The sequence below is a fragment of the Winogradskyella marina genome, from assembly GCF_015645385.1.
GTDB classification, from domain to species: domain Bacteria; phylum Bacteroidota; class Bacteroidia; order Flavobacteriales; family Flavobacteriaceae; genus Winogradskyella; species Winogradskyella marina.
This window is the reverse complement of the sequence record NZ_JADOET010000012.1, coordinates 73515-85506: the sequence shown is the minus strand read 5'-3', so window position 1 is coordinate 85506 and position 11992 is coordinate 73515. Positions and strand designations below refer to the sequence as shown.

Annotated in this window: 10 protein-coding genes and 2 tRNA genes; 4 read left to right on the top strand and 8 right to left on the bottom strand. The window is 33.1% G+C overall.

From position 1 onward, the window contains the following. Positions 1 to 52: 52 nt before the first annotated feature. Positions 53 to 1201, top strand: coding sequence for a trans-sulfuration enzyme family protein (locus ITJ86_RS13405; protein ID WP_195872161.1), 1149 nt, complete (start codon positions 53 to 55; stop codon positions 1199 to 1201). On the opposite strand, the gene ITJ86_RS13400 is transcribed toward ITJ86_RS13405, so the two are convergent. Genes ITJ86_RS13400 through ITJ86_RS13390 form a run of 3 tightly spaced genes read right to left on the bottom strand, consistent with a single transcriptional unit; the run spans position 1185 to position 5444 of the window. Beyond that, entirely contained in the window at positions 1185 to 1880 is a 696-nt protein-coding gene (locus ITJ86_RS13400) for a DUF2490 domain-containing protein (protein WP_195872160.1), read from the bottom strand. The genes ITJ86_RS13405 and ITJ86_RS13400 overlap by 17 nt on opposite strands. A gap of 58 nt (positions 1881 to 1938) precedes the next feature. Further along, the gene (gene pckA / locus ITJ86_RS13395; RefSeq protein ID WP_230080308.1) at positions 1939 to 3549 is read right to left on the bottom strand and encodes a phosphoenolpyruvate carboxykinase (ATP); all 1611 of its coding nucleotides are present in this window, start codon (positions 3547 to 3549) and stop codon (positions 1939 to 1941) included. Positions 3550 to 3605: 56 nt separating this feature from the next. Then, a complete protein-coding gene (locus tag ITJ86_RS13390) occupies positions 3606 to 5444 on the bottom strand; it encodes an SLC13 family permease (RefSeq protein ID WP_195872158.1) in 1839 nt (612 codons plus the stop codon). Positions 5445 to 5665: 221 nt separating this feature from the next. On the opposite strand from ITJ86_RS13390, the gene bshB1 reads away from it, so the two are divergent. Both bshB1 and ITJ86_RS13380 read left to right on the top strand, forming a co-directional pair. Beyond that, a complete protein-coding gene (gene bshB1 / locus ITJ86_RS13385) occupies positions 5666 to 6388 on the top strand; it encodes a bacillithiol biosynthesis deacetylase BshB1 (protein ID WP_195872157.1) in 723 nt (240 codons plus the stop codon). A gap of 59 nt (positions 6389 to 6447) precedes the next feature. Continuing rightward, positions 6448 to 6523, top strand: a tRNA-His gene (locus tag ITJ86_RS13380). 225 nt (positions 6524 to 6748) lie between these two features. Here ITJ86_RS13380 and ITJ86_RS13375 read toward each other — a convergent pair. The 3 genes from ITJ86_RS13375 to ITJ86_RS13365 form a co-directional block, all read right to left on the bottom strand. Continuing rightward, positions 6749 to 8329 (bottom strand): M28 family metallopeptidase, encoded by a 1581-nt coding sequence (locus ITJ86_RS13375; protein WP_195872156.1) that lies wholly within the window; start codon positions 8327 to 8329, stop codon positions 6749 to 6751. Positions 8330 to 8469: 140 nt separating this feature from the next. After that, positions 8470 to 9501: a M28 family metallopeptidase gene (locus ITJ86_RS13370; protein WP_195872155.1), complete on the bottom strand. Its 1032-nt coding sequence runs from the start codon at positions 9499 to 9501 to the stop codon at positions 8470 to 8472. 86 nt (positions 9502 to 9587) lie between these two features. Then, a complete protein-coding gene (locus ITJ86_RS13365) occupies positions 9588 to 9893 on the bottom strand; it encodes a hypothetical protein (protein WP_195872154.1) in 306 nt (101 codons plus the stop codon). 222 nt (positions 9894 to 10115) lie between these two features. On the opposite strand from ITJ86_RS13365, the gene ITJ86_RS13360 reads away from it, so the two are divergent. Beyond that, a tRNA-Ser gene (locus ITJ86_RS13360) sits at positions 10116 to 10200 on the top strand. Positions 10201 to 10330: 130 nt separating this feature from the next. On the opposite strand, the gene ITJ86_RS13355 is transcribed toward ITJ86_RS13360, so the two are convergent. Then, positions 10331 to 11209, bottom strand: coding sequence for an RsiV family protein (locus ITJ86_RS13355; RefSeq protein WP_195872153.1), 879 nt, complete (start codon positions 11207 to 11209; stop codon positions 10331 to 10333). 137 nt (positions 11210 to 11346) lie between these two features. Further along, positions 11347 to 11946, bottom strand: a complete 600-nt coding sequence (locus ITJ86_RS13350; RefSeq protein ID WP_195872152.1) for a CDP-alcohol phosphatidyltransferase family protein — start codon at positions 11944 to 11946, stop codon at positions 11347 to 11349. Positions 11947 to 11992: the final 46 nt, after the last annotated feature.

The following is an 11992-nucleotide window of genomic DNA, read 5'->3' as shown; positions in this document are numbered from 1 at the left end:
GCTTGGTTTAATTGGGTACATTTTTATTAAATTTACGTTTTAAATTTATATCATGACTAAGAAAAAATTAGGCCTAAACACTATTTGTGCGCATATCGGAGAAGTAAAAGACGAACAATTTAAAGGTGCAGTATCACCAATGTTCTTAAGTTCGTCTTATGAGTTTTTAGATGTTGAAGTAAAGCGTTATCCACGATATTTTAACACACCAAATCAAGAATATTTAGCTAAGAAAGTGGCCGCACTAGAACATACAGAAGCCGCCTTAATTTTTGGTTCAGGAATGGCAGCTATTAGTACCATGTTTTTGGCGTTTTTAAAACAAGGCGATCATTTGGTGGTTCAGAATACGATATATGGTGGAACGGTAAACTTTATAAAAGAAGAATTTCCAAAATATGGTATAGAATACACCTTTACCAATGGGTATACGGTTGAAGATTTTGAAGCTGTAATTCAAGATAACACCAAGTTGATTCATATTGAAACCCCTTCAAATCCAAAATTAACAATTACAGATATAAAAGCAGTTGCCAAACTAGGTAAGTCTAAAGATATATTGACCTCTATAGATAATACCTTTGCATCCTCTGTTAACCAGAACCCGATAGATTTAGGAATTGATATGGTAATGCATTCTGCTACGAAGTATTTTGGTGGACATAGCGATATATGTGCAGGAGCTGTAGCAAGTTCAGAAGCACATATTGAACGTATTTGGAATGTAGGTAAAAATCTAGGTGGCAGTTTAAGTGATATGACGGTTTGGATGCTAGAACGCAGCATGAAAACTTTAGGTTTACGTGTAAAAGCTCAAACTAAAAATGCCATGAAACTTGCGAAATGGTTAGACAAGCATCCTAAGATTTCAAAAGTATATTATCCTGGATTAAAATCACATCCTGAACATAAATTAGCGAAATCTCAAATGAAAGGTTTTGGCGCTATGTTATCTTTTGAATTAACGGACGATTTAGACTCTGAACAGTTTCAGAAACAATTAAAATTAATTAAATCATCGATGAGTTTAGCAGGAGTAGAGAGTACGCTGTCCTCACCTCATTTAACATCACATTCTTTATTAACACAAGAAGAGCGCGATAAAATTGGTATAAGTGATCAATTGATTCGTTTTTCGGTAGGCATAGAAAATACCAAGGATTTAAAACGCGATATTGATCAAGCTATTGCTGCGCTGTAGATGTTTTAGGTTTTCTTGAGTCTGTTTTTATACTTAACCCAATTTGAATTCTGTTAAGGCTATTGTTTCGTATATGATGTTTTAAGTAATCGATATGTAGTTGGGTGTTTTTTAAGATGTGAACCCCAAATCCAACAAAAAATCGATTTTCATGAAATACCTGATCTTGAAAGTTGATAAACCCCTCATCTTTTAAGGCTAAATATACAGTCTTGTTAATAGGATATTGTAAACTCAATCTATAACGGAACCGATTTTGAAGTTCATTTCCAGCGGTCTTTTCTAAAAAGCGTTGTTCAAACCTAAATCGATGCTGAATGTTTAAAGCCTTAAAGTTGTGTTTTATGGCATACTGTTCTAAAATTCGATGCTCAATAGTATTGGGTACGTTGTCAGTATCAAAAACACTATCAATGTCTAAATACGCATAAGCAACGGTAATTGTTTGATTTTTTTTAAAGTGATAGTTTCCATTTAAACTCGCAAAGGTTAAATTGTAATTAGATGTAGGTTTGTACAGTCTTAATTCAGCATAAGGAGTTAAACTAAATTGTTCTGTAAATCTATGATTTATGCCAAGTGTATACCAGGCTCCAAAGTAGTCTTCAGAATTTTTCTGCGCTAATAATACACTTTGAAAAAGCATAAAAATAAATACTGTGTATAGTACATTTTTCATAATAGAATGAATAAAACAAAAGAGCCTATTTCTAGGCTCTTTTTAGTCATGGAAACTATTAAATATGGTCGTTTAATTGATGGTGTTCATCAATTAACGGCCCACCTGCTATGATTTGTTGAGACGCTTCACTAGCAAATTTTTCAAAATTCAAATGGAAAGAGTGTGCTAGTTGAATTGACTTGCTTACATATTGTCCTTTATTTTCCCAAGTGTTCATTGGGTCTAAAATGTCATCAGGGACATTAGGACATGTTTTTGGCATAAATAATCCAAAAATTGGATGTTGCTCAAATTCAACATTATCTAATTTTTCTTCAAGAATAGCTGTAATCATAGCTCTTGTATATTTTAATTTTATACGAGAACCAACTCCGTAAGGTCCTGCGCTCCAGCCTGTGTTTATTAACCAAACGTTGACACCAGCATCTTGCATTTTTTTACTTAACATCTCAGCATATACTGTTGGGTGTAACGGCATAAATGGTTCGCCAAAACATGCAGAGAACGAAGGAACAGGTTCTGTAATTCCAGCTTCAGTACCTGCGACTTTAGCTGTATAACCAGAAATAAAGTGGTATGCAGCTTGTCCTGGTGTTAATTTAGACACAGGAGGTAAAACACCAAATGCATCAGCAGTTAAGAAGAATATATTTGTTGGGTTACCTGCAAACGATGGTTTTTGAATATTATCAATATGATAAATAGGGTAACTTACACGCGTGTTTTGTGTAATACTACTATCCATATAATCAACTTCACCGTTGTCTTTAAAAACGACATTTTCTAAGATGGCACCAGGTTTAACAGCTCTAAAAATGTCTGGTTCTTTTTCTTCAGATAGGTCTATAACTTTTGCGTAGCAACCACCTTCAAAATTAAAGATATTGTTTTCTGAGGTCCAACCGTGTTCATCATCACCTATTAATTTACGATTAGGATCTGCGGATAAGGTTGTTTTTCCTGTCCCAGATAATCCGAAGAAAATAGCAGTATCACCTTCTTCGCCAACATTAGCAGAACAGTGCATTGGTAACACATCTTTTTCAACAGGAAGAATAAAGTTTAGTGAAGAGAAAATCCCTTTTTTAATTTCACCTGTATAAGCAGAACCACCAACTAAAGCGATCTTCTTACTAAAGTTTAAGATAGAGAAGTTTCCTTGACGTAAACCAAAATCTTTTGGGTTTGGCGCTTCATAACCAGGAGCACATAGTACTAACCAGTCTTCTTCAAAATTTTCTAATTCAGATTCCTCTAATCTTAAAAACATATTATAAGTAAACATGTTAGACCAAGGATATTCTGTTACGGTTCTTACATTTGTTTTATATTCTGGGTCTGCACATACGTAAGCATCTCTAACATAGATTTCTTTTCCGCTTAGGTAATTAGTAATCTCAGATTGTAGTTTATCAAAATTATCTTGAGAAATTGCTTTGTTTGTTTTTCCCCACCAAACTTTATTTTCTGTGTATTCATCTTTAACGATAAATCTATCTTGAGGGGAACGCCCAGTAAATTTACCAGTATTTATAGCTAAAGTTCCGTTAGCTGTTTCTTTTCCCATACCTTTTTCAATCGTAATGGCTTGTAATTTTTCTGGTGAAAGATTCCAATGCGCATTGGTATCTTTTAATCCATACTTGTTGAGGTCTCTTGTTTTCATAGTTGTATTGTTTAATAGAGTTTCCATGATATAATTATTTTCGTTACACATTTGTTTTAAAAAGGCCAAATTATTGGGACAAGTATTAATGATGTTATTAAGAAGAGTAGAAGCAGTGGTGCGCCTACTTTTAAATAATCCATAAACTTATAATTACCAGCGGTCATTACCATTGCATTTGTAGTTGTACCTACTGGTGTTAAAAATGCGGTTGAAGCACTAATAGCCACAACAATCATAAACGGTGCAGCAGATATACTAAGTGTATTTGCAGCAATAATTACAATTGGTGCCATTAATACTGCGGTTGCTGAGTTATTAATCACCTGACTAAAAGTAGTTGTCAGTAAAAACACACCTCCTAGCAACACAACAGGGTGTAAGCTTCCTAAAGATGCAACTAAGCCATTGGCAATCCATGCTGCAGTTCCTGTTTTTTGTAACGCGACTCCCATTGGTATCATAGCTGCAATCATTATGACACTTATCCAACTGATTCCTTTATAGGCTTTTACCATAGGAACACAGCCTGTTATCATTATAATACCTGCAGAAAGTAAAGCTGCAACAGCGCCAGGTACAATTTTAAAAACCAACAAAACAATCATTAGTAATAGTGCTGCTAATGCGATATATGATTTGAATGTAAGGTTAGTCACTGTTTTCGCCATACCTTCTGGGCTACCACAAATCACCAAATTTTCATATTGGGTTTTTAATTCTTCAATAGCACTCCATTGTCCTCTAATTAAAAACGCATCACCTGCTTTTACAGTAGTCTCTCGCTCTAGTATAGGTTTTCCGTTTCGTGAAGCAGCCATAAGTTGCACGTTATATCGTTCAAAGAAATGACCTGATTTTACATTTTTACCAATCAGTGCAGATTTTGGAGTTACTAAAACTTCAGACATTCCAACCTCTTGGTTAATTAAGTTATGACGCATTTCATCTTTAATAGAGTTTAGGGGTAATAAACCTAATCTGAATCTAATCATTAAAGTGTTTATTGCTTCGGTATCTCCTTTAACAGTAATAATATCGTGGTATAAGAATTCTGTATCGTCTGTTGGCAGCTCTATAAAAGGCTCATTACCTTTTAAAATACTAGGATGTCTTCGCTTAATGCGTAGAATGGTTACGGCGTGATTTTTTTCAAAATTCCAGTCTCCTAATTTTGTGTTTAATAAAGGAGATACAGATCTAACTCTCAGTCTGTAATAGTCACCATCTACTTTGTAGGCTTCAATCCATTGGTGAAGTGTTGAGCTGATATCAACAGGTTTGTTATTGGTTTTATTATTCGGTAAAAGTCTGTAACCTATATATTTAAAATAGAGTAGTGTTAACAATAATAGCGGTAGACCTATTAATCCAAACTCGAAGAAAGAAAATCCTTCTAAACCACTTTCTAACATGGTGTTGTTTACAATAATATTTGGAGGTGTCCCCGTTAAGGTTAGTAAACCACCTGTATTAGAACCAAAAGCTACAGGCATCAATAACTTAGAGGGTAAAGTTCCAATGCTCCATGCTGAAGCTATTGTTACTGGCATTAATGTAGCTACAGTACCAGTATTGCTAACTACCCCAGAAAGTAAACCAGATCCAAAAGTGGTTATTAACAAGAGTTTTACTTTACTTTTACCTGCTAATTTTATGAATTTTTCACCAGCTAAAGCTGTCCACCCAGTTTGAGATAATCCTTCTCCGATAATAAATAAGGCAGCAATCATAATTACCGTTGGATTGCTAAATCCACTTAAGGTTTCTGTTAAGTCTAAAATTCCAAAAACAAACAAGCTTAACATGGAAATAAGTGCAATAATATCTGGTGTGAATTTTCCCCAAATGAATAAGGAAATAGTGATAATTAAAATGGCTAACATTAAGGTCATAAGGACATTATCTTTTAATAACAATGTAAAGGTAGAATCAATTACAGGCTTTATTTATGACGAAAGTCATACTTTGTAAGTATTGCTAATATTTCAATTTTGACTACTGATTTTTGAGAAAATTGATGTTTTTTTCAATCGAAACCGTTTGCGCATTAAAAAGAAACTGATTTTCTGTCTTCTTTTTAATATTTTTGATACTTAGAAAAAACAAAAGACGTATGAAATTAGACATATTAGCAATTGGTGCGCATCCTGATGATGTGGAATTGAGTTGTGGAGCAACCTTAGCAAAAGAAGTTTCTAAAGGGAAGAAAGTAGGAATTATAGATTTAACTAGGGGAGAATTAGGAACAAGAGGAACCGCAGACACACGTGATGAGGAGGCTTTTAATGCTGCTAAAATATTAGGTGTGCATTCTAGAATTAATATGCGATTTGCTGATGGCTTTTTTGTGAACGATAAAACACATCAACTCGATATTATAAAGATGATTCGTTATTACCAACCAGAAATAATCATTTGTAATGCTATTGATGATAGACATATTGATCACCCAAAAGGAAGTCAATTAGTAAGTGACGCTTGTTTTTTAAGTGGTTTAAAAAAGATTGAGACATTTTATAGCGATGAAGAACAACCACAAGAACCTTGGCGGCCAAAAGTAGTTTATCACTATATTCAGTGGAAAGATATTCAGCCAGATGTTGTGGTTGACGTCACTGGTTTTATGGAAAAAAAGGTCGAATCTGTTTTAGCGTATAAAACACAGTTTTTTGATCCGAATAGTCAAGAGCCTGAAACTCCGATTTCTAGCAAGAATTTTACAGATAGTGTAGAATATAGAGCACGAAATTTAGGACGACTAATTGGAGTAGAACATGCTGAGGGTTATACAGTTGAGCGTTTTGTGGCTGTAGATTCATTATTTGATTTAAAATAAATACAAAAACTGTTTGCAAGAAATAACAAATAAATTATCTTTGCAATCCAATTTAAAATGGTGGTTGTAGCTCAGCTGGTTAGAGCGTCGGTTTGTGGTACCGAAAGTCGCCGGTTCGAACCCGGTCTTCCACCCAAAAGACAAAGCTTCTCTGAAAAGAGGAGCTTTTTTTGTATATACTATTTTGTAAGAAGAATTAGGGTGAGAAGTTTATGCTGAGTACAGTCGAAGTAAACCCGGTCTTCCATCCAAAAGACAAAGCTTCTCTGAAAAGGGAGGCTTTTTTTTGTTTAAGCCCATAAAACTAAAAAAGGCCTTTCAAGCTAACGAAAGACCTTTTTTATGATTTATAACTTTTAATTATTCAGTAGCTTTATCTACAACAAGGCGTTGATCTCTATTGGCAACTTCCCAAGCTGTATAGAAAACTAAGCGAGCTCTGTTTTCTAATAAGTCGTATTCAATTTTATCTGGTGTATCGGTAGGCTTGTGGTAATCGTCATGGGTACCATTAAAATAAAATATAACTGGAATATTATTTTTTGCAAAATTGTAATGATCCGATCTGTAATAAAAACGATTTGGATCATTATCTGCATTAAACTTATAATCTAACTCTATGTTTGTGTAATTTTTATTGGCTTCTTCAGAAATGTTATGCAAGTCGGTACTTAGTTTATCACTACCAATAAGATAGATATAATTTCTTGTTCCAATAGTACGTTCTGGATCTACACGTCCAATCATATCAATATTTAAGTTGGCGACGGTATTTTCTAATGGAAAAATAGGATCATTATCAGTATAATGTCTAGATCCTAAAAGACCTTTTTCTTCTGCAGTAACGTGTAAAAATAAAATAGAACGCTTTGGGCCGTGACCAGTTTTTTCCGCCGCTTTAAATGCCTGAGCAATCTCTAATATTGCAACTGTACCAGAACCATCATCATCAGCTCCATTGTAAATTTCACCATTCTTTACACCTTCATGATCTAGATGTGCAGATAGTACTACAATTTCATCTGGTTTTTCAGAGCCTTTAATATAGGCTACAACATTTTCTGAAGTAATAGATTCAGATTTGTTTTCAATTTCTAAATTGATATTAGTTTCGATTTCTTTTGGTGTTGAATCTTCAGAAATAGAAGCGTGTAAGGCTTTACCTAAAGCTTCATTGATCATTAGCATTATTATTCCGTTGTCATTGCTTTTTAGTGATAAGCGACCTGCTGTTCCAGATGCTGCCTGACGTTGATAAAACGCCGAATATCTAGAAAATAAATTGTCATTCATAAATATGATGCCTTGTGCTCCATTAGCTACAGCAGCGTCTCTTTTACTAGATATTGATCGACGCCCATTAGTCCATTTTGTAGCTTCTGATGTCCCAGAAGTTATAAAATTACCATCGGTATCTTTAGGTTCACCAGATTTTGCAAGTACAAATTTTCCAGTGACATCAATATTTTGATAATCTGAATAGTTCTCATCATCAATACCATAACCAACATAAACGATATGGTCTATTGATGTATTTACATTATTAGTCGCTGTTAAAACAATATGATCTTCAAAACTTTTAAATGATTTTCCGTTCACTGAAAATTTAGCCTCAGCAACCCTTTGTTTTTCTAAAGGAACTTCTTGAAAATAGTCGTCGCCACCTAATGGTGAAGGGATTTCCATATCAACATACTTTTGCTTCAAGTATTCTACGGCCATTTTTTGCCCTTTTTCCCCGGTATCTCTACCTTCAAATTCATCAGAAGCATACTTATAAAGCATGGTTTTTAATTCTGCAGATGTAATTGTTGCTGCATATTCTGTTGGGTCAATGTTTTTAGGTTGGGGTATTTGTGAGGTGTTTACACCGCTTTTTGAAGATGTGCCACAACCAGTTACTATTGCAAAAGCAACACCTAAGAGTAATAATTTTTTCATGTAAAGAAAGAAATTGGATAATTAAAGTGAATAGAAGGAGGACCTATTTTAAAACACACCTTCAAATATATTTAGCTCTAAATTTACGAAATTAGAATAGGCTATAAGCGAGTTCTAGTGTCTTTTAACAGATTTTAACATCAAAGAATTTCTTTCTTAAGTCGTGTTTCAGAGTTTGCCAGGTACCAAGCTGTTGCAAATATTAATTTGGTACGTTTTTTTAATAAGGGATAGTTAATTTTATCTTCAGTATCTGTTGGTTTTGTGTAGTCTTCGTGTTCACCATTAAAAAAGAAAATGACAGGAACACCTTTTAATGCAAAATTATAATGATCTGAGCGATAATAATAGCGATTCGGCTCTCTATCTTCATTATATTTATAATCGAGATTAAGATTTGTAAAGGTAGTATTGGCTTGTTCTGCAATGTAATAAAGTTCGGAACTCATTTTGTCTGAGCCAATAACATAGATATAATTTTCATTGTCTTTATGTCTGTCATCAACACGCCCAATCATATCTATATTTAGTGTTGCTACTGTGTTTTCCATTGGAAATATTGGGTTGTCCGTATAGTATCTAGAACCATATAAGCCGACTTCTTCAGCGGTAACATGTAAAAAGACTACGCTTCGTTTTGGACCATTACCAGCTTTAGTCGCTTGTATAAACGCTTCTGCTATTTCTAAAACAGCTGCAGTGCCAGAGCCATTGTCGTCTGCTCCATTATAAATTTGACCATTTTTAACACCTTCGTGGTCTGAATGTGCCGTGATGTAAACATATTCATCTGGAAACTCAGAACCTTCAATAAACGCTATAATATTTTGTGATTCATTGAGGTTATTGGGTAGATTCTCTTTAGGGACTACTTGGTAATAGTTTGCATGCGATTCTGGTGCACTTATGTTATAGCTTTTATACTGTTCTCTTATATAATCACAAACTAAATTATGACCTTCTTCACCAGTCATTCTACCATTATATTTGTCTGAAGCGACTTCAACAATATGTGCTTTTAAATCTTCAGAATTAATGGTGTTTAAATACGTGTTGACAATAGTTTTATCCTTAAAAGCTATACTATTTTTAAGGTTGTTAATTTTCTCACTATGTCTTATTGTGGCACAAGATCCAACAAAAAGCAATACAGAAGCAAAAAATAATTTCATGTAACTAATTGATTTACGCAAAAATAAAACAAATAGAATTAAACTTTTCTTACAATCTGTTAGAATTTTTAAAAATTGTTGTCAATTTATAACTCTTCTGGCAGGTCTTGTGTATTTTCTTCTAATTGATCCACTTGTTCAATGGTTTCTTTTTCTATGGTTTTAAAAACACCTTTATATATCGTTAATCCTAAAGAAACGATAACTAATAGGAATATATACTGAATAGGTTTTATTTTGGCTTGTTCTTTTTTTGAAAGAATAACTAATGCCAAGCCGCTTATAAATGCTATGATTATAGGAATCAAGGCTAAATTTGACATATGTGATGCTGATAAGCTAACGGCAACTATTGCTGCAATGAGTCCTAAGATTATAAGTGATTTTTTCATAGCTCTATTATTTTTTACAAATTTGATGATTTAATCAGAAAGTATTCGAATTACTTTAAAAATTTCAATAAAAGATTATCATCTATTGTGCCGAAAATACAATGCCTCAATAAAAAGTGGCAAATTATAGCTTGCAAATCAATGAATTAAAATATTTATAAAAAAAACTACTAAGAAATGTTTGTCTAGAACAAAAAGGGTTTTATATTTGCACCCGCTAAAGGAGAATTGGCAGAGTGGTCGAATGCGGCAGTCTTGAAAACTGTTGAGGGTCACACCTCCGGGGGTTCGAATCCCTCATTCTCCGCAAAAGCCTTGCAATTTTTTTGCAAGGCTTTTTTTATTGATTCTACTATCTTTGCTTAAACACAACTTTTGATCTTGATTCTTATTGAACGTGCCTAAGGCAATTTTACATAACAATCAGTTATATACCTTTAAAAATCTATTGGGTTTGTATCATATTTTTTTAATACTGAAAGTAGATCTACTAATGGAAGTTCAATAGAGTAGGTGCCTGTATATGATGGGCAGATTACACAATCATCAAAGTAAAATTCAACATAATTGTCGTTGAGTACAAAGTTGTTTTTACGCGCCATGAAATCATCTAAAGATATCTCCCAGCACTCATAGTATAGTTCACCTTTTCCTATTTGTTTATTTATGTTTTCGTTTAGAATTTCTACTAATTCCTCCTCTGAATCTTGGTTGAAAAAGTTATTATAGCTCATAAATACTCCGTTGAGCAAATCATAATTAAACCCATCAAAAGAATAACTTGGATGCATGGCTCCTGAATAAAAATTTTCTTTGTAAAACAATACACTTATAAGTCGGTCATTAACATTATAAATTTTATAATCTATAAAGCGTTCTTCTCTGAATGTCTTGGCTTCAATACTATCGCACAATAGTTTATTAGCTAGAATTTCTTGTTCAGTTTTTGTGATGTTAACATAATAGTCGTTAATAAAATCGTTGAAGTTTTTGTTTGTTAAATTAAAAGACTCATTGAGCACTGGATATTTAAAGTTTATTGTATAATCTTCTTTTTCTACCAGATAATTTTTATTGATGATTAATATTTCAAGTTCTTCACTTTCATCTTTCTTCTCAACCAGTTGCTTTTGCTTTAATTCAATTTTTAAGGATTTGTCTAATGGTTTGATATCGGCATCTTTGAATTGTATAGTGTCCTCAATAGTTGGTTGGGCATCTTCAATCACCTCTGGATTAGTATAATTCGCATCACGTTGATCATTTTTGCAATTTGAAAATAATAGGATGAGGATTAGAATGTAAGAATATTTCATTTGATTTAATTTTTAAGTTTACTAGGTATTCATGTTTCAAGTAAATTCATCCTTATTAATAAAAAAATTATAAGTATGTTCAACTAAGTTATTTAAAATGAGCTTTGTGACCTATGATTTAAGTCAGTTTATTTATACTATAAATCGCTAGATTTTTTTTTCATTCGCCTATTATCTCTTATGGCCCAATAAATTCCCTTTACATCAGATGTCCATTTATCATACATAAAAATGAGTGTAATTTCTTCGCATGTTTCTAATAAACCTACTACAATCATCATGTAAAATAGCACATCATTAGGAGAGAAAAATAAAGAATATAATATAAAGATGCTTTGAATTATAGCAGAAAGCTTTGCCAAATACGTATGAAAGGCGGTTGCTTTTCCATATTTAAAATAAGCAATCAGCATTTGAATTATATAAGGCACGAATGCTATACTTATTAAAACAATATTCGATTTAATAAATGCACTCTCAAAGCAATACAATCCTACTAAACCAATAATAAACGTCATTTGGTCGCCAAATGAGTCGAGTTGCGAACCTCTAGGACTCGTAATTTTTAGTTTCCGTGCTAAATAACCGTCTATGGCATCTGTAGCATAACTGATTAGCAAGAACCATGTAAATACCATACGTTGATCAAACCAAATTAGCATTAACAAAAAAGGGGACGCCAAAATTCTATAAAACGAAAACCAATCTGCAATATTAAAATTTTTAAAAGTTAGCATCCTTATCTCTCTTTACGTAAAACTAATACAATGCCAAGGCTTATAA